The sequence below is a fragment of the Halomonas sp. genome, from assembly GCF_029263665.1.
Lineage (GTDB): Bacteria > Pseudomonadota > Gammaproteobacteria > Pseudomonadales > Halomonadaceae > Halomonas.
Map to the genome: position 1 here is coordinate 29,396 of NZ_JAJUFQ010000029.1, position 24,587 is coordinate 53,982.

The 24,587-nt window shown below is 58.2% G+C and carries 19 protein-coding genes and 1 riboswitch; of the genes, 9 read left to right on the forward strand and 10 right to left on the reverse strand.

The window, feature by feature from the left end; translation table 11 throughout:
• The first annotated feature begins 211 nt into the window (after positions 1-211).
• From relA to ppc, 3 genes are all read left to right on the forward strand, one after another.
• Complete coding sequence (gene relA, locus Q1K07_RS19495) at positions 212-2,542, forward strand: GTP diphosphokinase (protein ID WP_300315032.1); 2,331 nt, start codon at positions 212-214, stop codon at positions 2,540-2,542.
• On the forward strand, positions 2,542-3,432 hold the full coding sequence (gene mazG / locus Q1K07_RS19500; protein ID WP_300315035.1) for a nucleoside triphosphate pyrophosphohydrolase: 891 nt from the start codon (positions 2,542-2,544) through the stop codon (positions 3,430-3,432). Before relA ends, mazG begins: the two co-directional genes overlap by 1 nt.
• 75 nt (positions 3,433-3,507) lie before the next feature.
• Positions 3,508-6,156, forward strand: coding sequence for a phosphoenolpyruvate carboxylase (gene ppc / locus Q1K07_RS19505; RefSeq protein ID WP_300315038.1), 2,649 nt, complete (start codon positions 3,508-3,510; stop codon positions 6,154-6,156).
• Between the two features lie 191 nt (positions 6,157-6,347).
• Here ppc and Q1K07_RS19510 read toward each other — a convergent pair whose 3' ends face one another.
• The 3 genes from Q1K07_RS19510 to Q1K07_RS19520 all read right to left on the reverse strand — a co-directional run bounded on the left by Q1K07_RS19510 (position 6,348) and on the right by Q1K07_RS19520 (position 10,225).
• The gene (locus tag Q1K07_RS19510) at positions 6,348-7,103 is read right to left on the reverse strand and encodes a hypothetical protein (RefSeq protein ID WP_300315041.1); all 756 of its coding nucleotides are present in this window, start codon (positions 7,101-7,103) and stop codon (positions 6,348-6,350) included.
• 198 nt (positions 7,104-7,301) lie between these two features.
• Positions 7,302-8,252 (reverse strand): 2-dehydropantoate 2-reductase, encoded by a 951-nt coding sequence (locus Q1K07_RS19515; protein ID WP_300315044.1) that lies wholly within the window; start codon positions 8,250-8,252, stop codon positions 7,302-7,304.
• Positions 8,249-10,225 carry a DNA topoisomerase III gene (locus tag Q1K07_RS19520; protein ID WP_300315047.1) on the reverse strand — a complete coding sequence of 659 codons (1,977 nt, stop codon included), beginning with the start codon at positions 10,223-10,225 and terminating at the stop codon, positions 8,249-8,251. The genes Q1K07_RS19515 and Q1K07_RS19520 overlap by 4 nt, the downstream gene beginning before the upstream one ends.
• A 328-nt stretch (positions 10,226-10,553) precedes the next feature.
• Here Q1K07_RS19520 and Q1K07_RS19525 point away from each other — a divergent pair, with 328 nt between their 5' ends.
• Positions 10,554-12,392: an SEC-C metal-binding domain-containing protein gene (locus Q1K07_RS19525; protein WP_300315049.1), complete on the forward strand. Its 1,839-nt coding sequence runs from the start codon at positions 10,554-10,556 to the stop codon at positions 12,390-12,392.
• 201 nt (positions 12,393-12,593) lie between these two features.
• On the opposite strand, the gene Q1K07_RS19530 is transcribed toward Q1K07_RS19525, so the two are convergent.
• Entirely contained in the window at positions 12,594-13,958 is a 1,365-nt protein-coding gene (locus Q1K07_RS19530) for an MFS transporter (RefSeq protein WP_300315052.1), read from the reverse strand.
• Between the two features lie 172 nt (positions 13,959-14,130).
• Here Q1K07_RS19530 and rfaH point away from each other — a divergent pair, with 172 nt between their 5' ends.
• Positions 14,131-14,658 carry a transcription/translation regulatory transformer protein RfaH gene (gene rfaH / locus Q1K07_RS19535; RefSeq protein ID WP_300315054.1) on the forward strand — a complete coding sequence of 176 codons (528 nt, stop codon included), beginning with the start codon at positions 14,131-14,133 and terminating at the stop codon, positions 14,656-14,658.
• A 25-nt stretch (positions 14,659-14,683) separates the two neighbouring features.
• Entirely contained in the window at positions 14,684-15,190 is a 507-nt protein-coding gene (locus Q1K07_RS19540) for a peptidylprolyl isomerase (RefSeq protein WP_300315057.1), read from the forward strand.
• Positions 15,191-15,586: 396 nt separating this feature from the next.
• Here Q1K07_RS19540 and Q1K07_RS19545 read toward each other — a convergent pair whose 3' ends face one another.
• The 5 genes from Q1K07_RS19545 to Q1K07_RS19565 form a co-directional block, all read right to left on the reverse strand.
• Entirely contained in the window at positions 15,587-17,308 is a 1,722-nt protein-coding gene (locus Q1K07_RS19545) for a proline--tRNA ligase (RefSeq protein WP_300315059.1), read from the reverse strand.
• A 211-nt stretch (positions 17,309-17,519) separates the two neighbouring features.
• Positions 17,520-18,425: an N-acetylmuramoyl-L-alanine amidase gene (locus tag Q1K07_RS19550; protein WP_300315062.1), complete on the reverse strand. Its 906-nt coding sequence runs from the start codon at positions 18,423-18,425 to the stop codon at positions 17,520-17,522.
• A gap of 83 nt (positions 18,426-18,508) precedes the next feature.
• Positions 18,509-19,258: a DUF3307 domain-containing protein gene (locus tag Q1K07_RS19555; protein ID WP_300315065.1), complete on the reverse strand. Its 750-nt coding sequence runs from the start codon at positions 19,256-19,258 to the stop codon at positions 18,509-18,511.
• On the reverse strand, positions 19,255-19,935 hold the full coding sequence (locus Q1K07_RS19560) for a hypothetical protein (RefSeq protein WP_300315068.1): 681 nt from the start codon (positions 19,933-19,935) through the stop codon (positions 19,255-19,257). The genes Q1K07_RS19555 and Q1K07_RS19560 overlap by 4 nt, the downstream gene beginning before the upstream one ends.
• Before the next feature lie 80 nt (positions 19,936-20,015).
• Positions 20,016-21,110 (reverse strand): NAD(P)-dependent oxidoreductase, encoded by a 1,095-nt coding sequence (locus Q1K07_RS19565; protein WP_366945097.1) that lies wholly within the window; start codon positions 21,108-21,110, stop codon positions 20,016-20,018.
• 202 nt (positions 21,111-21,312) lie between these two features.
• On the opposite strand from Q1K07_RS19565, the gene Q1K07_RS19570 reads away from it, so the two are divergent.
• A complete protein-coding gene (locus Q1K07_RS19570) occupies positions 21,313-22,872 on the forward strand; it encodes an amidase (protein ID WP_300315071.1) in 1,560 nt (519 codons plus the stop codon).
• On the opposite strand, the gene Q1K07_RS19575 is transcribed toward Q1K07_RS19570, so the two are convergent.
• Complete coding sequence (locus Q1K07_RS19575; RefSeq protein ID WP_300315074.1) at positions 22,796-23,731, reverse strand: helix-turn-helix domain-containing protein; 936 nt, start codon at positions 23,729-23,731, stop codon at positions 22,796-22,798. The two genes, Q1K07_RS19570 and Q1K07_RS19575, sit on opposite strands and share 77 nt — an antisense overlap.
• A gap of 179 nt (positions 23,732-23,910) precedes the next feature.
• Positions 23,911-24,134, forward strand: a riboswitch (cobalamin riboswitch).
• Between the two features lie 87 nt (positions 24,135-24,221).
• Between Q1K07_RS19575 and Q1K07_RS19580 the strand changes: the two genes are divergently transcribed.
• On the forward strand, positions 24,222-24,359 hold the full coding sequence (locus tag Q1K07_RS19580) for a CbtB domain-containing protein (protein WP_300315083.1): 138 nt from the start codon (positions 24,222-24,224) through the stop codon (positions 24,357-24,359).
• A 21-nt stretch (positions 24,360-24,380) separates the two neighbouring features.
• Positions 24,381-24,587: CbtA family protein (locus tag Q1K07_RS19585; protein WP_300315077.1), on the forward strand; the 207-nt coding region annotated here is incomplete at its 3' end.

Genomic DNA, 24,587 nt, shown 5'->3' on the forward strand with positions numbered 1-24,587 from the left:
GATAAATGAGATTCCTGTCACTTTGCCATATGTGCAAGTCATCGCTGGGCAAGCAATGAGCTGTGCGAGCAATGGGCTGGAAAATGATGGATTGTGCGGGTGCTGAACAGCAAGCAGGGAAACAGGCAGAAAGGAAAAGAGGTCACCAGGGACGGTGTCCTGAACGTTCAATAACAGTGACAACATAGAATCTCGCAAGGAGTTGCACGCAATGGTTAAAGTACGCGAGGACCAGCCGCTTACGACGGAGGGCCTGGTCGACATCGATCAGTGGGTCGCGCGTTTGCAGGAAGACGTCAAGGTCCCAAGTCCGCAAGAGCTGATCGAGGCCTGCCGCCTGGCCCAGGCACTGGAACTGGAATCGCCGCATCCGCACAAATCCTGGCTCAAGGATGGTTCGAGTTTCCGCATGGGGCTGGAAATGGCGGATATTCTCGGCGAGCTGCGCCTGGATCAGACGGCTATCGAAGCTGCAGTGCTGTACCGTGCTGTGCGTGAAGAACTCATTCCTCTCGAGCAGGTTGCCAAGCGCTTTGGCGAGGAAGTGGCATCGCTGATCCAGGGTGTGTTGCAGATGGCTGCCATCAGCAATCTTCATCCCAATACCCCCGGATTGCAGCAGCAGGACCAGGAAGACAATCTGCGCAAGATGCTGGTCAACATGATCGATGATGTGCGTGTTGCATTGATCAAGATTGCCGAGCGCACTTGTGCCCTGCGCCAGGTACGTGATGCTCCTCGTGAAAAGCGCCTGCGCGTGGCGCAGGAAGTCTTCGATATCTACGCGCCTCTGGCCCACCGCCTTGGTATTGGCCAGCTCAAGTGGGAGCTGGAGGATCTGTCGTTCCGCTATCTGCACGAGGACGATTACAAGACCATTGCCAAGCAATTGGCCGAAAAGCGTCTTGATCGTGATCGTTATATCAATGATGTGGTGGAGACGCTCAAGTCGTTGATGGTGGAGCAGGGCATCGAGAGCTATCAGGTCGATGGCCGGGCAAAGCATATCTATTCGATCTGGCGGAAGATGAAGCGCAAGCGAATTGCCTTTTCCCAGGTCCACGATATTCGGGCCGTTCGCATCCTCGTGCCCACTGTGCGTGATTGCTACACCATGCTTGGCATTGTGCATTCGCGGTGGCATCACGTTCCTGACGAGTTTGACGACTACATCGCCAATCCAAAGAAGAACGGTTATCAGTCGTTGCATACCGCGGTCTTCGGGCCGGAGAACAAGGTGCTGGAAATTCAGATACGCACCTTCGAGATGCACGAGGAGGCCGAGCTGGGGGTATGTGCTCACTGGCGCTACAAGGGGCATGATACCAGCGCCAAGAGTGCCAGCTACGAAGAAAAGATTGCTTGGTTGCGCCAGGTGCTCGAGTGGCATGAAGAAGTGGGTGAGCTGGGCGATCTGCGTGAAGGTCTGAACACCGATGTGGCGCCGGATCGTATCTATGTCTTCACTCCCGATGGCCACGTGGTCGACCTGCCACGCATGGCAACCCCGATCGACTTCGCCTATCGGGTACATACCGAAGTGGGGCATCGCTGCCGTGGGGCCAAGGTCAATGGTCGTATCGTGCCCCTGACCTATCGTCTCAAGACAGGACAACAGGTAGAAATCCTCACTGGTAACCAGAGCGCTCCGAGCCGTGACTGGCTCAACCCGACGCTGGGGTTCGTGCGCACTTCCCGAGCTCGGGCCAAGATCCAGTCCTGGTTCAAGCATCAGGCCCGAGATCGTAATCTCGAGGAAGGCCGAGCCCTGTTCGAGCGTGAGATGAAGCGTCTCGATGTGGAAGACATGGATCTCGACCAGTTGGCCAAGAAGGTCAACTACACCGGTGCCGAAGATATGTATGCCGCACTGGGGGCCGGTGATCTGCGTATTGGTCAGGTCCTGCACCAGGCTCAGCAGTTGTTCGGGGAAAACGATGACCAGGAACGCCTGGAGCGCTTGCTGGCCAAGCCTCGCAAGCCCAGCAAAGGCGCCGAGAGCGATATCACCGTATTAGGCGTAGGCAATCTCAAGACCAGCATGGCCAATTGTTGTCACCCTGTGCCTGGAGAGCCCATTGTCGGCTTCATCACCCAGGGGCGCGGGGTCACGGTACATCGTCAGGATTGTCCGAACATCCTCCAACTGCGCCTTGATGAACCGCAGCGGGTGATTGAAGTGGAATGGGGCGAGCGGGCCAGGACCCAGTACCCGGTTGACGTCGAGGTGCTGGCGTGGGATCGATCCGGGTTGCTGCGCGATGTCACTGCAGTCCTGGGGCATGACAAGGTCAATGTACTGGCCATCAACACTCGTACCAATACCGATGATGGTATCGCGCGCATGTCGATCACCGTGGAAGTGGACGGTCTGGAAACCTTGGGACGACTGTTTGCGCGTATTCAGCAGTTGTCCAACATCATCGAGGTCAAGCGTCTTCGTGGTGCTGGCGGAGGGGCTCCTGCCTCATCCCAGCGACATTCACAGCATAACCCTTCGCACCAAGGGGCTGCACATCATCGAAAGGGAGGGCGTTCTTGATGAGCGATGAGACTCGTTACACTCTTGATGATCTCCTGACATTGATGGCCGTGCTGCGTGACCCTGACCAAGGGTGCCCTTGGGACGTCAAGCAGAATTGGGATAGCATAGTTCCGCATACCATCGAAGAAGCCTATGAAGTGGCTGATGCCATTGAACGTCGCGCATTCGATGAGTTGCCAGGAGAGCTTGGGGACCTGCTGTTTCAGGTTGTCTATTATGCGCAGTTCGGTAGTGAGGAAGGGCGTTTCGACTTCGATGATATCGTACATGTGCTTACCGCCAAGATGGTGAATCGGCATCCTCATGTCTTCCCGGATGGCAGCATGGCATCGCGGCGTTCAGGGATCAGTGCTGCAGAGCTGGAAACCCAGCAGGTGCACTCACGCTGGGAGGCGCTCAAGGCGCAGGAGCGTGCGGCGCGTGCCGGGGACAATAGCCTGGTTCAGGGTGATGATGATGTGGCAGGTGATACTGCCAACCTGGCGTCGGCATTGGATGACGTTCCGCGTACATTGCCCGCGTTGAGCCGTGCGGCCAAGCTTTCCAAGCGTGCTGCACGGGTCGGTTTCGACTGGCCGGATACTCAGGGGGTGATGGCCAAGCTTGCCGAGGAACTGGGCGAGATCCAGCAGGCGCTGGATGCAGGTGATCGTGAGCATGCCGCAGAGGAAGTTGGAGACCTGCTGTTTGCTGCGGTCAACCTGGCGCGTCAGCTCGGCGCGGATCCAGAGCGTTGCCTGCGTGGGACCAACGAGCGTTTCGAGCGCCGTTTTCGTTATTTGGAAAAGGCCCTGGCAGCGGAAGGGGTTGCTGTCCAGGAGGCCGACCTGGAGCGCATGGAGAGGCATTGGCAAGCCGCCAAGCGTACAGAGAGCGTGGCGTCATAACACCGGGGAAAAATAGCTACCATAACCAACCTCGGCGACATCTTTTGCGTTTGCTCATGACAAGGAGTTTCCCGAATGAGCCACGACCTACACGAATCATTGCGTGACAACGTGCGTGTTCTTGGCGATAGCCTTGGACGCACCATCGCGGATGATCTGGGACCTGCCTTCGTTGCTCGCATCGAGACGATTCGTAGTCTGGCCAAGCGCGGCCGGTCCGGAGAAGAGGACGGCCAGCGCGAGCTGATCGACTACCTGCGTCGTCTGCCCGAGAAAGACCTGCTGCCTGTCACGAGAGCTTTCAACCAGTTTCTGAACCTGGCCAATATCGCTGAACAGCACTATCGCGCCCGTTTTCGTCGGGTCGAAGATTACAAGCCCGGTACCCAACCGGTGTTGGGTGAACTGCTGCAACGTGCACAGAACGAAGGACATTCTCCGCGCAAGCTGGTGGAGACACTGGCCAACATGCGTGTAGAACTGGTGCTGACGGCTCATCCTACTGAAGTCATTCGGCGTACCTTGATTCGCAAGTACGATGCCATCGATGAGTGTCTTACCACCATTGAGTCATCCAGCGAATATCCCGAGCGTGCCGTTCGTGCAAAAGGGCGTCTGGAAGAGTTGATCAGTCAGGCCTGGCATACCGATGAAATTCGCCACGACAGGCCGACTCCCGTGGACGAAGCCAAGTGGGGCTTCGCTGTGATCGAGAATTCCCTGTGGCAGGCCGTTCCAGACTTCCATCGTGATCTGGATAACCTGCTGCTGGAAGCCGCCGGTGAACGCCTGCCGCTGGATGCTGCCCCGATCCGATTTGCCTCCTGGATGGGGGGGGATCGCGATGGCAACCCCAATGTGACAGCGCGGGTCACGCGAGAAGTTCTGCTGCTTGGTCGCTGGATGGCGGCGGACCTGTATCTGCGTGATCTGGAACAGCTCAAGAGCGAGCTATCGATGTGGAACACCAACAGTGCATTGCGTGCTGAGGTAGGCAATGTTGCTGAACCCTATCGAGAGCTGCTCAAGCGTCTGATTGTGAGAGTCGAAGCAACGCGCGACTGGGCCAAGTGTGAGCTCGATGGACGCAGTTTCGAAGGTGGCCCGATCATCGAGACCCGTGACCAGCTCTATGCGCCGTTGCTGGCCTGTTATCGTTCGCTGTGCGATGTCGGGCTGGACACGATTGCCAATGGGGTGCTGCTCGATACGCTGCGGCGCATTGCCGTGTTTGGCGTTACCCTGACCAAGCTGGATCTGCGCCAGGAATCGGGACGTCATTCGCAGGTCATGGAAGAACTGACGCACGACCTTGGCCTTGGTAACTATCGCGAATGGAGCGAGGAACAACGCCAGGCCTTCCTGCTTGATGAACTCAATTCTGCTCGTCCATTGATTCCTCGACGCTGGGAATGTTCAGCCGAGACTCGCGAGACGCTGGATACCTTCAGTGTGGCGGCCTCCGAGTATGGCGAAGCTCTGGGTACCTACATCATCTCCATGGCGGGCCAGCCTTCTGATGTGCTGACTGTGGCACTGTTGATGAAGGAAGTGGGTGGCAGTGTGGAAATGCCCATTGCCCCGCTGTTCGAGACATTGGACGATCTCAACCGGGCCGGCGATGTCATCGATCGCTTGCTGGCACTGCCGGGCTACCGCCAGCTTGTCGGTGATCGCCAGGAGGTCATGATCGGCTATTCGGACTCGGCCAAGGACGCGGGACAACTGGCGGCGGCATGGGCTCAGTATCGTGCCCAGGAAGCCTTGGTGGATGTCTGCAAGCGTCATGGTGTCGACCTGACACTGTTCCATGGTCGAGGAGGCACTGTAGGTCGCGGAGGCGGTCCCTCTCATGCGGCCATCCTGTCGCAGCCGCCCGGATCGGTAAACGGTAGCCTGCGGGTAACGGAGCAGGGCGAGATGATTCGCTTCAAGTTCGGTCAGCCGGATATTGCCCTGCGCTCCATGGAAATCTACACCTGTGCAGTGCTCGAAGCGTCGCTGTTGCCTCCGCCCAAGCCCAAGCCGGAATGGCGTGAGGAATTGGACCGCCTGGCCGAAATCGCCCATGAAGCCTATGTAGGACTGGTGCGCAAGGATCCCGAGTTCGTGCCGTATTTCCGCGCAGTGACACCGGAAACGGCTTTGGCACGCCTGCCGCTAGGTTCGCGTCCGGCCAAGCGACGCCAGGATGGAGGCGTGGAAACCCTGCGCGCCATTCCCTGGATCTTCGCCTGGACACAGATTCGACTGATGCTGCCCGCCTGGCTGGGGACTGGCCAGGCTTTTGCTACTCGACTGGAGGAACCCGGTGGGCTCGAGGTGCTTCAGGAGATGCGTGCCGAATGGCCATTCTTTGGCACCTATCTGGACATGCTGGAGATGCTGCTGGCCAAGGCTGATGTGGATATTGCTGCATATTACGAGCATCGTCTGGTTGATGAGCCCGCGCTCGAAGCACTGGGTGGGCGTCTACGCCAACGTTTCCACCATTTGCAGGAAGCACTGCTCAAGGTCCTGGATCAGGATGAACTGCTGGAGAAGACTCCGCTGATTCGCCAGGCCATTGATGTACGCAACCCGTACATCGATCCGTTGCATGGCCTTCAGGCGGAACTTCTGCAGCGTAACCGGGATGCCGATGGTGCGATCAGCGCGGACCTCTCCCGTGCCTTGATGGTCACCATGGCGGGGATTGCTGCAGGTTTGCGCAACACGGGTTGATTCCCCCATCAACCTAGACGACATGACATCGCCCGGCTCATGAGCCGGGCGATGTCATTTGGCGATATCTGTCGGGGATGGTATAAGCCAAACCACCTGTGCCAGTGAATCTCCAATAGGCGAGGGAGGGAAGCCGAAAGCCCTGGGAGACGAGTGCAAGGTGGTCGGTTCAGGGGCCAGAACGGTCAGAGCTAGAAAGGCACATGGATCGAGGCAGAGACCATGTTGAGATGCTCCAGTTCAGGCGCATCGGATTCCTCAAACTCAAGCTGGCCGATCCAGTCTTCATTCAGCCAGCGAGCACCGATTCCCTTGGTGCGGGCCATGCCGCTGGATGAGGCGATGCTGTTGGCTCCTGTTACTGGATCGGTTGCCCATTGGGAGACGCCTGTCTTGCCATACAGGCCGAAGCTGCCAAAGCGCAGGCCTGCGATCAGGCTGCCGCCGAGGCTGGTGACATCCTCCACATGACGGTTGCCACCATGGCTGGAAGCAACGTCCTCACTTTCTCGGTAGCGCAATTCTGCTCCCAGGTCGAAAACCTCGTTCCAGTCGGGGGAGAAGCCTGCGGACAAGCGGAATCCAGATGTCTGCCCATCCTGCGAGTTGACTTCATCACCCTGGATCAGGACTCGCTCTCCCAACTGGCCCAAGCGCTGATCCATGGTGACGAAGGCGAGTACCGGAGGCTCCAGCAGCTCCTCGTTCAGTATCCTCTCGGATGTTGCCGGGGAATTCTTGTCCGATGACTTGGCTGAGAAATGGCTTTGGGAACGGGCCGCTTCTTCGGAGTGCTCTGTCGTGGCTGTCGCCATGGCACTGGCTATCGCGGTGGAGCCGACCTGTATCGCTGTCGAGTCATGCGCTGCGTTTACTTCATGCTCCCCTTCGGTAGCCGCCATGATCTCCTGGAGAGGAATCTCATTGGCTTGGACGCTTGAAGACATGGTCAGTACACAGCCAAATAACGCTGTTGCCAACACAAAGCATCCTGATCGTCGTAGGGGACGAGGGGGAATGTAGCGGAAATGATGGTGCATGGGTTGTCCCGAAGCGAATGAGCCCCAGCGCATGAATGATATCTGTGACCTTTAGATCATCATATTAGCGTTTTCGAGGCAGAGCACAACTTCTGACTGGAACGTCTACGAAAAGTGCCATTGTTGCCATAGTTGGTTCAGCCAAGGTGTTGCGATGCCTTGCTCGATGGCGGCTTCACGCAATGGGCCAAGAATGGCGTCATATTCGGTGGGCCGGCCTGCCAGCACATCCTGCAGCATTGAAGCACGATTATTGGCCGTATTGCTGATGACCTGCCAGACGAGCCGTCTCCAACTTTCGGGATCATCTGGTTGTGGGGCGGGAATGTCGAGGGCAACCATGAGCTGGATCAACTCGTTCAGGGTTGCCTCTACCATGGTGCTGAATGGGCGGTCGCGCAACTGGCCGTTGCGGATGCGGTATTGGGCCACCAGTGGATTGATAGCGGCATTGACGATCAGCTTATGCCATAGCCGGACTTCCATGTCCTCGACGGCGGTGGCCGGTAATCCGGCATGGGTCAATGTCGTGGCTATCTGCTCGGCAAGTGCCTGGTGCTGACCATCCAGGTGGCCAATCACCGTGTTCCCCCGTCCTGCATGGATGACCTGATGATCATCGTGAATATAGGCACCTTCGGTGGTCGACGCGCACAGGACAGGGCCGCCCCAGGAGCGGGTCAAGGGGCGCTGTACCCGCATCCCGTTCTGCCATAGGACAACGGGGGTGTCAGCAGGCAGAAAAGGGGCGATGGCAGAGAACGCGGCATCAGTGGCATACGCCTTGGTGGTGACATGGACCAGAGTAACATCCCGGGCGGCCGTGTTCGGATCACTCAGGGTGGTGATGCCGATGGACCGACGCTTGCCTTCGGGATCAATGAGGTGCTGATGTGAGGGCAGTGTACGCCGTCCGAGCAGGCGCACTTCCGCCTGAGTATTGCCAGGTGGTGTACTGACATGGTGATACTGCAGGTGGAAAGCGACCAGGCGGCCAATCGAGCCGGGGCCAATCACCAGAATGACAGGGGCTTGTCTGGTATCGTGCGAACTCATTGGGATCCTTCTCCTGAAGTCTGTCTGCTGGTCCTGCGCGTTTTGCTGGAGCGGCTGCCCCGGGTGCCTTTTGTACGTTTGCTACCCTTGCCGCTATTGCTGGTGCCTGCCTTGCGACGACGACCCTTGTCGGCGGGTGCCATGCTTTCCCCTTGTGCCGTCGCCATGGCTTGGCTCAGGGCCGCTGCATCCGCTGAGCCAACCAGGCCATGCAGGTCCTGTACCAGGCCGTCTATGAAGGAAGTCGGGTCAGCCTGGTTGGCAATTGCCTCCAGGCGTTGCTCCCAGAGTGCGGTGCGTTCGGGGCGGCTGACAGCCTCTGGGAGGGAGTGAATCAGCGCCACTCCCAATCGGGTGGCACGCAGCGCCTTGCCTTGACGAATCAGATATCTGCGATCCAGCAGGGTTTCAATGATACTGGCCCGTGTTGCTTCGGTTCCTAGACCGTCTGTATCACGCAGTGTCTTGCGCACGTCGGGGTCGTCGACATATCGGGCAATGTTCATCATCGCCTTGATGAGGCTGGCATCGGTAAAAGGCTCGGGAGGCTTGGTCTCCCTGTCCTCCACCTCAGCGCCATTGACGTGGCAGGCTTCTCCTTGCTTCAGGGTGGGGAGAGGCGGTGCTTCCTCACGGGTGGTAAACAGAGGCTTCCAGCCTGGTACCAGAACCTGCTGCCCAGAGGCTCGGAAACGCTCTTCGAGGATCAGGAACTCAGCCTTGACCTCACTGGTTTCCAAGGATGGGTAGAATTGAGCGATCACATTGCGTGCGATCAGACGGTAGACGTCGGCTTCCTGGGATGACAAGCGCGATGGTTCGAAGGGCCTGCCGGTGGGAGCCAGAGCATGGTGGGCGCCTACCTTCTTGTCGTTCCATGCCTTGGAGCGTCGTGACAGGTCAGCCCCCCGTAGCCAGCCTGCAAGGGTTGTGTCGTTGGCGCAGGCCGTCTCCAGCTGGCGGGGCAGGGTCGTCAGGTGTTCTTCCGGCAGGTAGCGACAGTCCGAACGAGGGTAGGTGATCAACTGGTGGCGCTCGTACAGCCGTTGGCAGATATCCAGCACGGCCTTGGCTGAAAGTCCATGGCGGCGAGCCGCATCGACCTGCAATGCCGACAATGAATAAGGCAGGGGCGGAGCCTGCCGACGTTGGCGGGTCTCCACGCTTGATACCAGCCCTTGGGCGCCGACGAGACGCTGGGCCAAAGCTTCCGCCGGGGCTCGGTCCAGCAGTCGGCCGCGCTCATCGAGACGATGTTGTTCGCCAGGTACCCACCAGGCCCGAAGCGTACCTGCTGCAACGGAAAGATCAGCCCAGAGGACATGAAACGGGTAGGGAACGAAGCGACGTATCTCTTCATCGCGGCGCACCACCAGACCTAACACGGGGGTTTGTACCCGCCCCACCGACAGGACGCCGTCGATTCCTGCCTGGCGACCAATCAACGTCCATGCTCGTGTCAGGTTGATGCCGTATAGCCAATCAGCCCGAGCACGGCTCTCGGCAGCTTGATACAGCGGCTGGAAGTGAGCATTGTCTTCCAGGCGCGCCAAGGCCCTGGCCACGGCAGGTCGGTTGAGATCATTCACCAGCAGGCGAGCGACAGCACCCTTCCAGCCGAGGTATTCGATCACCTCCTGTACCAGCAATTGTCCTTCACGGTCCGGGTCACCGGCATGGACCACCACGCTGGCCTGCTTGAGCAACGAACGAATGACGGATAGCTGACCTCTTGCCCTGGGGCGGGGAGTGAGCTTCCAGCGACTTGGCACAATCGGCAAATGATCGCGCCGCCATGGCTTGTAGGCAGGGTCATAGGCATCGGGAGGTGCCTGTTCGAGCAAGTGACCGAGACACCAGGTGACAGTGGTATCTCCAGCAACCAGGTAACCCTCCTGTCGCTTTGCTGTTGTCGGCAGTGCGGCCGCAATGGCACGTGCCAGACTAGGCTTTTCTGCAATGATGAGGCGCATGGCATCCGGCTTGGTTGGGTAGTGAGTAGAATCTATGGGTATTTTTACAGTATGTTGCGGCAAAATGTCAGGTTTACCATGGAAGGTAGAGTGTATAACTCTGATATCAGTAACCGGTATCAGTAGCTGATCCCAGAAAACTCATGGTTCGTGAGTGGCGCTTGGAGAAGTGGCGAGGCGAGGTGATAAGGTGTAGTTGCAAAGAGAAGATGCAAAGTGAAGTTGCAAAGCGAAGATGCAGCAGGAGTTGATCTTTCGGCCATGCCCCCCTGCCCAGGCGTATGGACCACTGGTAGACTGTGCTGCTTTTGAATTTTGGGAGATGGCGATGCTGGCAGTATGGGTGGATCAACTGCTGGGCTTTGCCTCCGGCGCCCTGGCAGCCATTCGAAGAGATGAGCATTATCCCTACTTGGTGAGTTGGGCAAGAGAAGCAGGCCCGGACCGAGTGGGAGATAATGCCGCGTTGGCCCAGGCTCTCGCTCCAGAGCTGTGGTCACAGACGCCTCTGGAGCGGCTGGATTTTGCCTGCGAGTCCTTGGCTCGCCCGGGGCGAAACGAGCTTTGCTGGTGCGATTCAGGACGCAAGATGAAGCGCTGCTGCGGCGCAGTGGAGTTTCCCGGTCCAGTGCCTCCGCACTTGATGTGGATGCTCTCTCTGCGCGAGTGGAAAGGCGCAACGCTGAAGGCCGCCTTGGCAAGTGGACAGGCGCCAGCGCAAGCCTTGCTGGAAGCCGGACTGATTGCTGCCGAGTCGGGACAGCGTGGGCGTGCCCAGCAGATTCTTGAGTCGTTGTTCGAAAATGCCGACTGGGAACGTCTGCCCGAGCAGGCAGAACCTGCTTTCGAGATACTGCTCGACTTGTTTCAAGAGCGTGGCTTCTACCGCAAGCGTGAGGCACTCCTTGACGAAGTCATGGAGCGTGGCCCGTTATTCCTGCGGGGAGCGGCGCTTGAACAGTTGTGCCTGACCCATCTGGACAACGATGATCTGGATAGTGCTCGCTCGGCCTTCGTCCGAGCCCAGCAGGCGTTGCCAGACTCCCCGACCCTGGCCTATATCGAAGCTATGCTGCTGTTGCATGAAGGCAATGAAGAGGAAGCCATCGAGCGTTCCCGCTTCTGGTTGCGGCGCCTGACACGGCAGGGTGATCTGGATTCGGAACAGTTGGAGTTTTTGGCCGACCTGGCCGACGACCCTGGCGCAACTCTGGCCGAGCAGTTGCTCTCTGCCGAAGAGGACCTGGGCGACTCACTGGTCGGATTGCAGACGCTGTTGGCCGAGTTGCCACCCCCACCGCCACTGCATGCCGAATGGCAGGATGGGCAACTGGTCTATCGCAGCTCGGAACGTGAAGACTCTCTGTATGAGGCTTTCATGGAAGGCTTTCAGGTAGAAATAGATCCTGATTCCCCCATGGGCTTCCTGGGTGACCCGTGGGCCAATGCAGCCCAGTGGTTGCCCAGTCTATGCGCCAATCCTGAGCAGCTTGATTCTCCTGCGGTCCTGCAATGTGTGTCATTGGCGCTTACCGGCCGCTTCGGGCGCCTACCGTGGATGGCACCTAGTCTGTTTGAGCCTCTGGCCGAGCGACTGGAGCGTTGGTTGTTGCAGGTACGTCAGTCGGGAGATGGCAATTTCGCCTGGGACGAGGGTAACAATGCCCAGTTGTTGCGGGCGGGGCTGTCGCTGGTGTTGGGCATGGAACGTGGTGCGCGTCAGCAGTCGCGGGAACTGGCCGAACTGTTGCTGAGCCTGGATGAGAATGACAGCCTGGGACTGCGTGAACTGGTACTTGATCAGCTGTTGAGGGAAGGGCGCGACGATGAGGCCCTGGAAATCAGCTGCAAGGCCTTGGATGCTGAGGACAATGACAAGGAAGAGGATGAACCTCTTCTGGGAATGTACATGGGGCAAGTGCTGGCACTGTATCGCCTTGGCAAGCTCGAAGAAGCAGCCCAGGCTCTTGAGCGTGCCCAGCGCCATAATGGTCATGCTGCAACCTTGCTGCTCAGCGAGAACCCTCGGCCAAGTCCTGGCATGACCCGCCCAACGGCCAATCCCGGCAGCATTGCTGAGGCCTGGCAATACCGCACCATGATGCGTGATCAGTGGCGCAGTACCCCAGGGGCGCTACAGTGGCTGGACCAACAGGCCAAGGCCTGAATCTCGATGTCGCGTCGCAGGTCCATCAACAAACAGGCCCGCCGCCAATCGGTGGGCCTGTTTGTTGGCTCGAGCTTTATTCCCGCCAACATTCTTGCCTGCTCTCTTACCTTACCCGCTTTCTTACCAACTCTCTTACCAGCTCTCTTACCAGCTCTGCTGATGCCTGATGCTTCCTGTTGCCGCTTTGGTCTTGCTGTATCAGGCGGTTGGGCGTGGTTCGCTGATGGTTGCGTGATGACGCCAGATCCACACTGCCATCAATAGTGCGGGGATGCCCAATGCCGAAGCAAGGATGAAGAAGCTGGAATAGCCCTGGGCTGCGACCACCAGGCCGCCGAAGCCGGACAGGAATTTGCCTGGCAAGGTCATCAAGGATGAGAACAGAGCATATTGGGTCGCGGTGTATGCCCTGGACGTCAGGCTGGACAGGAAGGCAATGAAGACGGCACTGGCCAGGCCATTGCTCAGGTTGTCGCCAGCGATGGTCAGTATCAGCAGGTGTATCTGGGCACCGCTGACCGCAAGAAAGGCAAACATCAGATTGGTCAGTACGGTTGCTGCAGCACCTGCTATCAGAATGGGGCCAACGCCATAGCGAGCGACCAGCACACCGCCAACCAAACCACCCAGCAGGCTCATGATGACCCCGAATACCTTGGTGACCGTGGCAATGGTTTCCAGTGAGAACCCCAGGTCCACATACAGTGGATAGGCCATGGAAGCCATGGCCAGATCACTGATGCGGTAAATGGCAATGAAGATCAGCAGCACAAGGGCCTTGGTACCATAACGGCTGAAAAAGTCGATGAAAGGGCATACCACAGAGCCGATGAGCCAAGCACCTAGGCGCCGTAGCCAGGTGGGCTGATGACGGCTGGCACGCAGGAAGGCGCGCACCCGGGGTTCTTTGATGAGTCGGCTGGCCAGGGTCTGACGCTTGGGTTCCGGGCGCAGCAATATGGTGATCATGCCGATGGCCATCAAGGCTGCCATGGTCAGGTAGGCCAGATGCCAGGATTGTTCGGCGGCAATATAGAGTGCACCGGCACCTGCCATGATCAGGCCGCCGCGATAGCCGATGATGTACATGGAGGCCATGGCGGCCTGGGCCTTCTCCTCCGCGGATTCGATTCGAAAGGCGTCCAGGGTGATGTCCTGGGTGGCTGAACCGAAAGCTACCAACAGAGCAAAGGCTGCGACCAAGGGCAATTGTCCTGCTGGGTTCAAGGTCGACAACCCTGCAAGTCCTGCCATGATCATGGCCTGGCCTGTCAGCATCCAGCTTCGTCGTTGGCCGAGCCAACGAGTCAGCAGGGGCAGAGGAAGAGCGTCGACAACAGGAGCCCAGAAGAACTTGATCGAGTACAGCAATCCAATCCAGGAAAAGAAGCCGATTGCTGCCACTTCCACACCACTTGAACGTAGCCAGGTCGTGAGTGTCGAAAACACCAGAAGGAAGGGCAGGCCTGCAGAGAAACCCAGAAACAGCATGGCCAGCACTGGAGCACGAAGGTAGATGGTTAAAGCCTCGAGCCAGCTTTGCTGTGAAGAAGATCCGGGCATGTATTGGCCTCCTGCCAGGTCATGCGGAGGAAAGCCCTCCGGACGGATGGTAAAATAGGTGCTTTGCGCAAGCTGTTGAATTGTTACAGAGCCGCGTTGGTGATACCAGCCGTTCCATCGATGCAGTCGAGGAATGCTGGAAGTATGCCCACGGGCCGTTATCAGGAATGCTATGAGCCTCACCGATAAAGTGGCTGCCGAACCGCGCTGGTATGTGATTCAGTGCAAGGGTGGAGAATCCTTTCGTGCCGTGGAGCATCTTGCCAATCAGGGCTATGAGCTGTTCCATCCGGTGCTGGAGGTGCAGAAGAAGCGTCGTGGGCATCTGGAATGGGTGCAAGAGCCGCTGTTTCCTTATTATCTGTTTCTGCGACTTGACCAGGTGGAAAGCAACTGGCGCCCGATCCGCTCTACTCGAGGCGTCCTCAAGATCGTGACCTTTGGCAAGTCGATGCCGGTACCGGTCGGTGACGACTTCATTGCCTTGCTGCGAGAACATGGCTCGACACGTCCTGAAGATGATCGCCAGCTGTATTTTCGTGCTGGAGAAACGGTGGAGATCAGCGAAGGCCCCTTCAAGGATCTTCAGGCCGTTTTCGAGAGCCATAAAGGGGAAGAACGGGCCATCGTGCTGCTCAATATGCTCCATCGCCAGCAACGCCTTGAAATGCCCGTGACTGCGCTCAAGCGCCGTGACTGAGGCCGAATATATGACAGGAGGGCCAATGAAGATTTCCCCCCAGCGAGTCGTGACCTTGCACTATGTACTGACCAATGCACAGGGTGAAGTGCTGGATGACTCACGCAAGCGTCAAGAACCGATGGAATACCTGCATGGTCATGACAACCTGATGGCCGCCCTGGAGCAGGAACTGGAAGGAAAAGAGGCTGGCGCGATATTGAGCGCTACGTTGTCGGCTGAGGATGCCTATGGTGTGCGCGACGATGCGCTGGTACGCAAGGTCAGCCGCAGTGCCTTCCCCGTCTCCGAACTCAAGCCTGGCATGTCATTCCAGACCCGTGGTGAGGCTGGCCCACAGATTGTGACGGTGCTTGAGGTGGATGATAGCAGTGTGCTGATTGACACCAACCACCCATTGGCCGGGCAGACGTTGTCTTATGACCTGGAAGTGCTGGATGTACGTGAGGCAACGCGAGCAGAGTTGGCGAAGGGCCATCCTCTGCCTCCAGGTACGGAATATTCACAGGTCGAGGACAAGAAAGTCTTGTGATGAGAAAAAATCCTGTGATGAGAGCGCTCTATGAGATCAATTGAGGCTCAGGAGCTTTCCTTCTCTTGACCTGGGTCAGCATGTGAAACCGGAGCTGGCGTTAACATGTGCTCTATCGAAACGCGGCAATGCATTCCCCTCCGCCGCGTGGCCCACAAGGCCGTTCGACCCTCGTCAGGGGAGGGGGAATACCCCCTTTTTTCAGCCGATCCTTGGATCGGCTTTTTTTGTGCTCAAAATGTGGGAAAGCCCAAAGCGCTGGCAAAGAAAGGAAGAAAGATAGGAGAGCACAAATAGACGGGCACAAAAAAGCCTGCAGGATCAAGCCCCGCAGGCTGTACTCAGGCATCCATCAAGAGCCAGATATCAAAGAGCGGATATCAAAAAAAACGGGCATCAACGTTTGATGGCATTCCCCAGGAAATCGAGAATGCTGTCCAGGGGGACCATGGTGGCATCAGTGTCACGGCGTCCCTTGTATTCCAGCTCACCGTTATCGAGGCTACGGTCTCCCACTACCACACGGTGAGGTATCCCCATCAGTTCCTGATCGGCAAAGCGTGCGCCAGGGCGCAGGTCGCGATCATCCAGCAGCACATCGTAGCCAGCTTCAGTCAGGGCGTCGTGGAGACGCTCTGACTCTTCACGCACACGCTGGGACTTGTGGGCGTTCATCGGCACGATAGCGATCTGGAACGGTGCCAGGGCATCCGGCCAGATGATGCCGTTGGCATCGTGATTCTGTTCGATGGCAGCCGCCACGACACGGGTCACACCGATGCCGTAGCAACCCATCCAGGGATGGATGGCGCGACCTGCATCATTGAGCACCGTGGCGTTCATGGCTTCACTGTACTTGCGGCCCAGCTGGAAGACATGGCCCACCTCGATACCGCGCTTGATCGCCAGTACACCTTGACCATCGGGAGAGGGATCACCCTCAACCACGTTACGGATATCGGCAACTCGGGGCAGTGCAGCATCGCGTTCCCAGTTGATGCCGAAATAATGCTTGCCATCGATATTGGCGCCAGCGCCGAAATCACTCATCAGAGCCACGCTGCGGTCGATGACGATCGGCATGTCGAGGCCGACAGGTCCCAGGGAACCGGGGCCAGCACCCACGATGGCACGAATCTCTTCCTCGTTGGCCATGGTCAGGGGAGCTGCCACCTCGGGTTGCTGCTCGGCCTTGATTTCGTTGAGTTCATGATCGCCGCGCACCAGCAGTGCGACCAGGCCGCCTTCGGCGCCATGCACCATCAAGGTCTTGATGGTCTTTTCGATGGGCAGGCCATGCTGCTCGACCAAGGTGGCGATGGTCTTGGCATTGGGGGTGTCGACCAGGCGAAGCTCCTCGCTTGGTGCCGGACGCTCAGTGTTGCTGCCCACTGGTGCGGGCAAGGCCTCGGCCTTCTCCATGTTGGCGGCGTAGTCAGACTCGGTGGAGAAGACGATGTCATCCTCGCCGGATTGCGCCAGCACGTGGAACTCATGGGAGCCCGTACCGCCGATGGAGCCGTTGTCCGCGATGACCGGGCGGAAATCCAACCCAAGGCGAGTGAAGATGCGTGTATAGGCATCGTACATCTTCTGATAGGTGTCCTTGAGTGACTCCTCATCGACATGGAAGGAGTAGGCGTCTTTCATGATGAACTCACGGGAGCGCATGACACCGAAGCGCGGACGGATCTCGTCACGGAACTTGGTCTGGATCTGATAGAAGTTGACCGGTAACTGCTTGTAGCTGGAGATTTCCTTGCGCACCAGATCGGTGATCACTTCTTCATGCGTAGGGCCCACACAATAATCGCGCTGGTGGCGGTCAATCAGGCGCAGCAGTTCCGGGCCATACTGCTCCCAGCGGCCGGATTCCTGCCACAGTTCCGCAGGCTGTACGGAAGGCATCAGCACTTCCTGGGCTCCGGCCCGGTCCATCTCTTCGCGAATGATGCGCTCGACTTTGCGCAGGGTCTTGAGGCCCAGCGGCAGCCAGGTATAGAGCCCGGATGTGAGGCGGCGAATCATGCCTGCGCGCAGCATCAGCTGATGGCTGATGACTTCAGCGTCGGCAGGGGTTTCCTTCATGGTGGCGATGAGTAGCTCGGTGGCGCGCATGGGTCCGCGGATTCCTTCAAAGCGAGATAACTGGGTTGCCGCTTGATCCCCGGGGAGGCGTATGTCCGGAGACTTTCGGCAAAGTGACAAGCATTGTACGGCTAACCCGGGATCGCAGCAAAAGGGAAGCGTTCATACGGGCTGTGCATGGCACGGCAGGGAGAGCCAGGAGATTGACGGCAGGGAGAAGAGATCTACAGGCGACTTGGCATCAGCTATCGAGTTTCTGCCAGGCGTCATTCTGGTAGCGCTCCAGCAGGGCCCAGAGAATGGCGCTGGTTTCGGTATCGGGCAGTCCGCGGTAGTCCGTGGGGCGAAAGTGCATCTGGAAAGCTCGTAGCGTGGCGCGGGTGGCGTCGTCCAGTTCGCCGCTGATGTCGAGCCTATAGCCCCAGGCAACCAGTGCCTGTTGCAGCGTGGCGAGGTCAACCGGTGCCGCTGCAAAGCGAGCACGGTAGTGATCTACCCGTTCCTGCTCGGGCCAGGCGCCGACGCCGGCGTCGTGAAGGCGCTTCCAAGGAAAGGCGGGACCTGGATCGAGCTTGCGCTCAGGAGCGATATCCGAATGGGCCAGAACGTGTTGTGGAGGGATATGGTGGCGTTTGATGATATCCCGAGCCAGCGCGATCAGGGCATCGATCTGTTGATCGGGATAGGGCATCCATTCAAGCCCTGGTGGTGTGATGTCCGGAGCGTCGCTACCGACCCAGGAGCGGTTTGGGCCAGCGTTGACGATCTCGATGCCGATGGAAGTGTCGTTGAGCCTGTTGCGTTGGCCCCACCGGCTGTCGCCGGCATGCCAGGCGCGGCGAGATTCATCGACCAGTTGCAGGATGACGGGCTGGTTCTGCAGGCGTCGCGTCGGCAATGCCACGAGATAGTGACTGCTGACATGAGGGCCGGTGAGAATGCGCAGGGAGTCGGCCTGGTTCTCATCGGTGTAATGCAGCACCAGAAAATGGACCCTGCTGCTGTGTCCCTGGGCAGGATGACGATGATCCACGACATAGCCATCCCGTTGTTCTACTGCAGGTCTCGCCTTGCTGTGAAACTCATGCGGTACATTGCCCTGGGTGCAGCCAGCAAGCAACAGGACAAGCGGTAGTACGGCAAGCAATAGTACGGCGCCATGTACAAGCGTTTTATGGAGTACAAGCGTTTTTTTGGGCACAAGTGCTTTATGGGCTGGCGCTCCTGCTGTCATAGCAAGGTCCTGACCAATAACCCTAATATCAGCGTACTGGAAACGCTGATAAGGGTGCCGAGAAGGACATATTCGGTCAGCTTGCGATCCCGCTGCTCCTTGAGGTCGCCATAGCGCAGAACGGATTTTGCCGCGATAACGATGCTGGCGGCCATCAACTGGTCGAACAAGGTCAGCGTCAGCAGCAATAGACGTTCGAAAATGCCGATGCGGGCACCGGCTCGGCTCAAGGTGCCAGGGGCATCCAACTGGTCAGCCAGTGGTTTCATGATCATCGCGATAACCAGCGACATCGGACGAGTCACGATCAAATAAGCTGCGATCAGGCCCAGCGCCTTGGGTGATGTCAGCTGGGTGAAGGCGGATTCGAGAGGAGCAAGGCTGCCGCTGGCCATCAGCCAGAGCACTAGAATGACACTCAGGTGCAAGGCCTGATCGAGCAGGAACAGTGCCAGAGGATGTCGTGGGTAGCGTTGCTCCAGGCTTACCTTGCCGAGGTCGATCAACCAATGGCTGGTACCCAGCGCCAGTGCCATGAGCAGTAGCCAGCCACCCAGCGAGGCGGTCGTGATCGACATGGCCAGCAAGGCCAGAAGTGTATGCAGCAGCGCATGTTGCACCAGGCGCCAGGAACGCATGCCGTGTTCGCGACGATCACGGACCCAGTCAGTCGGCTGGAGGATAAAGTCACCGACCAGGTGCGCGACCAGCAGGGCAAGCGGCAGGCTGGCATCCAGATCTGTCATGCGTTCGACTCCGAACCGGTGAAAGGCAGGTGGCGGAAGTGATTCAGCGTAGCATCAAGCAGTTCCCAGCGGGCAACCTGCAGGCGTTTGTGTACGCTAGGTTGGCGGATGCCCAAGGCTTCGGCAAGCTGTCGTTGAGTGATGTTCTCTATCGCGAGTTTCATGGCCACGACTTCGGCCGATGCAGGTGACCACCCACCGATCATCTCATCCACATAGAGGATCAGAAGTGCATCGGCGGCCTGTAGTCGGGCACTGTTGTCAAAACAGTTTGGCGACATTTCGCTGAACGCATGGACGAGATGTCGCTGATCCTGGGACAGCATATCCAGAGCCCGGCCGGAGGTGACAAAAGGAGCATCGTCGGCATCGGTCAAGGAACTCGAAGGTGTCCAGCTCGAGGGGCCCACAGCGATGCTGAGACGAGCATCCCAGCGCTGGCCCTTGGGGCTGGCAGCAATCAGTTCGGCGCGCAGCATCACGGCAGCGTCGAGAGCGGCGCTGGCCATGCGCATGGCGAGTTGAAAGCCATCTCCGCGAAAGCGTGCGTGAGCACCCTCGAAACGGCTTGCCAGTCCATCGAGGGTATTGTCCAAGTGTCGATAGATTGCCTCGCGATCAGCTCGGCGCGAGGCAATCAGGTCACCCGTGATGACAGCAACGGCAGATGTTGCCATGAGCAAGCAACTCCTGAACCTGTGGATGACATCAACTATAGCCTTTTTGGGCTATATTTCAAATTTATAGCCTTTATGGGCTATTTTCTTCCTTGGTTGACAGAAAGGGTGCCCGGCACGGAATCTTCTCGATAGGCACTGATCAGCGTGGAGGGGTCATGCTCACCATGGCCCTTGGCGACATGGTTGCGCATGATTTGAGCGGCCAGGCTGGTCATGGGGGTGGCCGAGACCTCGCGATGGCTTTGAGCAACTGCCATGTCGAGGTCCTTGAGCAAGGTACGCAGATGCCACTTGGGGTCTGCGAAGTCCCGGGCAGCCATGCGTGGGGCCAGCATCCTGAAGGGGGTGGAGTCGGCAAACCCTCCTGCCAGGGCTTCGCTCAGTCGGGTAGCGTCTACACCGCTGGCCTCGGCCAGGGCAACCACCTCAGCGATGGCGGCGGCAGCGCAACCGACAATCATCTGGTTGCACACTTTGGTGGCCTGTCCAGCACCGACATCCCCCATGTGCGTGATGCGTGCTGCGAGTGGCGAGAGGATGGAGCGAGCGACTTCCACGTCTGCTGATTCGCCTCCACACATGATGGCCAGGGTACCGGCTTCGGCACCCGCAACACCACCGGATACCGGTGAATCGACCCAGGATACGCCAGCACGGGCTTTCAACTCGGCCGCCATATCTCGAGTAGCGGCTGGGTCGGAGCTCGACAGGTCGATCACAAGCTGGCCTGCTCGGGCACTTTCCATGATGCCACCAGGCCCCAGCACCACCTCACGCACCACATCCGTGTTGGCCAGGCACAGCAATATCACATCGACGTTCTCGACCAGTTCCGCAATGCTGCCGGCAACACTGACATGGGGCTCTCTCGCCACCTGTTCGGCCTTGTCGCGCGAGCGATTCCATACCACCAGCTCGAAGCCGGCCTGTGCCAGGCGCCGGGTCATGGGGTCGCCCATCAGACCGATGCCGAGAAAACCGAGACGGGGTTGAGGCATGGGAAGTGTCCTCCTGTTGTTATGTGATCTGCTGTGTGAATTGTCGTGTGATGCGTGATCTGTCAGGTGCGATAGATTGTGCATCATGGTGATGCTATGGAAATGTTTTCCGTTGTTTCTACCACAATGTGGCAGCGCTTGTCGTAGCGTCCCTGTTCCGAGGAAACCATCCATTTACCTGTGTTTCTCCCGGTGATTGGTTCCAGGATGTGGAACCAATCTGGCTTAACGCTCCATTGCCGTCTCGCTAAGGTCATTTACTGGTGGTAGTTGGACGCCGCCAATGACCAATAACAAGGAACCCTGAAAAGGAAATTCTGCATAAAGGCCGCTTTGGCCGATTTATCCAGTGTTTCCTCGTTGCGAGGCCATCATCATGACAACACCGTATTCGCTGGATCGACGTGATTTTCTCAAGCTGTCTGCAGGTGCCGGTATGCTTGCTGCATCTGGACTGGGAGTGAGCGCCAGTGCTCACGGAGCTACACCACAGCCAGGCATCCCCTCGGAAATCGTGGCGTTGTCGGCCACTGAACTTTCTTCCGCCATTCGTCAGGGCAGTGTCAGTTGCCGTGACGTCATGACGGCCTACCTGGACCATATCGAGCGCTACAACCCGACCTATAACGCTATCGTTGCACTGCGTTCACGCGATGTGCTGATGGATGAAGCCGAGCAGGCCGATAACGATCTGGCGAGAGGAAACTATCGTGGCTGGATGCATGGCTTTCCCCATGCCGTAAAAGACCTGGCGGCAACGAAAGGCATCACGACGACGCTTGGCTCGCCACTGTTCAAGGATTCGGTACCGGAGCAGGATGCCATCTTCGTCGAGCGGCTGCGTCATGCCGGGGCGATTCTGATTGGCAAGACCAATACGCCGGAGTTCGGCCTTGGTTCACAGACCTACAATACCGTCTATGGCATCACCCGTAATGCCTATGATCCGGCGCTATGTGCAGGTGGCAGTAGCGGTGGTGCAGCGGTTGGCCTGGCGACGCACATGCTGCCGGTGGCGGATGGCAGTGACATGATGGGATCGCTGCGCAACCCTGCGGCCTACAACAATGTCTTCGGCTTTCGCCCGAGCCAGGGACGGGTTCCCGGAGGGCCATCGGGAGAGAAGTTCTATCAGCAGCTAGGCTATGAAGGTCCCATGGGCCGTACGGTAGCCGATGCAGCCCGCCTGCTGTCGACCATGGCCGGTTTTGATTCTCGCTCACCGCTATCCCTGGAAAGCGATACGCGCCCATATGCAGGAACATTGGATATGGACACCACCGGCCTCAAGGTTGCCTGGCTTGGGGATTTCGATGGCAGCTTGCCTACCGAACCCGGCGTGCTGGATGTCTGCCGCCAGGCCTTCGCCTATTTCGAGGACGTGGGGGCACAGATCGAAGAGGCAAGGCCGGACTTTTCCATGGATGAGCTGTGGGACACCTGGCTGACATTGCGTCATTTTCTGGTCAGCGGAGGACTTCATGACCTCTACGTGGATGAGGCAAAGCGTGCCCAGATGAAACCCGAGGCCGTGTGGGAAGTGGAAGGGGGATTGCGCTTGACCGGTCTGGAAATCTTCCAGGCGTCGGCTGCCCGTAGCCGTTGGTATGCGGCGATGGATGCGCTGTTCGAGCGCTACGATGTCGTCGCACTACCGACCGCGCAGGTCTTTCCTTTCGATGCAGAAACGCATTGGCCGCAGGAAATCGATGGTCGGCGCATGGACACCTACCACCGCTGGATGCAGATAGTGACGCCGGGCACGCTCAGCGGGTGTCCCGTGGTCAATGTTCCAGCCGGTTTCGACTCCCGAGGACGACCGATGGGGATCCAACTGATCGGTCCCATGCATCAGGATCTCAAGGTTCTGAAGATTGCGCATGCCTATGAACAGGCTTCGCGGTTGACGCAGCAACGCCCCCAGTTGGTTGGCTGAACGCAGGTTGAAAGGTGGTGGAAGCAGGCATGCCAGGCCCTGAAACCAAATCGTGTTGCGACAAGGTTTCCAGGGTCGCGGCATGTCTTTCCAGCACAGGCATCAATTGTTGCCCGATAGCCTCCAGGCGTGACAGGTAGCGCTTCTCAACCGTTTTGTAGGTAAGGCGCCGATTGTCCCAATACAGATTGAGGGAGGCCATGGTGCGCTGCTTGATGGATAACGCAATGGCGATGGCATCAATCTTGAAGGGGAAACGAAAGCCATATTCCCAGTTTCCGGATAGGCGACGGAAATAACCGACCCGGTACTCATCCGCAAGCCGGCGAAGCTGGTCGCCTTGAAGCTGCTTGTCTTGAAGCTGCTTGTCTTGAAACTGATTGTCCCGAAGCCCAGGAGCCAGCCATGAACTGGTGCCATTCAATAACTGGTGAGCACACAAGGCGCGCCCCGAAGCGGCATGCAAGGGGCAGGGGCGGGCGCCGATCAGTCGGTCGCGGCCAGTGCGGATGCCCAGCCGTGAAAAGTTGCTTTCGAGAATACTTGGACCACTGGCGGTCGCAATCACCAGATCGGATGCCAACCCCGTTGATTCAAATAGTTGATCGAGAAAGGGATGGGCTTCCTTGGCCAGGTGGTGGTGGGAGTCGCCTGGGCCATGGATATTCGTCAGTGACACATAGCGTTTGTCGCCCAGGCGGCGATAGAGCCAGCCCATTTCCTCCAGGTCATCCAGAAGGCGCTTGAGGGTCGGCTTTGGCAGGCCGAGCAGCAAATACAATTCTTCGAGTCCAAGCGCCTGGTGTTCGTCAATGGCTTTCAGTACCCGTGTTGTCTTGTGGAGAAGTTTGTTGTGCATTCATGAGGCTCCGCTCAGGCTCCCTCGAAGGGAAAGTGCCGCCAAAGAAACTTGCTCGAAGGGTCGAGCTAATCCTCTGAAAATCTAGCTGTCATTCCTAAAGGGCGCCTGGATATCTTGGCCAGGTGTTGGGGAGCGCCTGCCTTTTGCTGTTCCAGACAAGCAGCAATTGCTTTAGGATGACCGGCTGAAGGATAGGTGCCCCTGTATTCTGGGGATAATCGGGAAGTATGGTGCGGCTGTGTCATTGGCCAATCCCATCGCTGCCCCCGCAACGGTAATAAGAGCGGCCTGCGAAGACCACTGGCATATGTCGGGAAGGTGCAGGCGCTGATGCATGGCAACGAATACGCATGTGCATCCTCTTTGAGCCCGGAGACCGGCCTGTCATTTCCTTTCATCCATTCAAGGTGCGGCGGGCACCAAGGATAATGTCATGTCTGCTATTCCTGTTTCTCCCCCCTCCCGGGCTTCTCGTTCCGCTTCCAGAATGGCGTCATTGTGCCAGCAGGGGGCTGTTGTGCTCTTCGGAGCGCTCATCCTCTATGCCGTCGGTTTCCTGCCGATGAGTGTGGCGCACAATGCGGCGCACGATACCCGGCATTCCTTCGTGTTTCCGTGTCACTGAAACACTTCCGGAGGAAAGCCAATGTTGCGTTCACTGGTATTGAGTGCCTGCCTGATCGGCATGGTGCTTGGATTGATCATGACGGCCATGCAGGTGGTGGGCGTCACTCCGATCCTGCTGGCTGCCGAGCAGTATGAAATCGGCAGTGACCATCACGCTGAGGTAGATCTAGACCATTCGCATGAAGTGACCGGCATGGCCGAGCACCATCATGATGAAGAGGCCTGG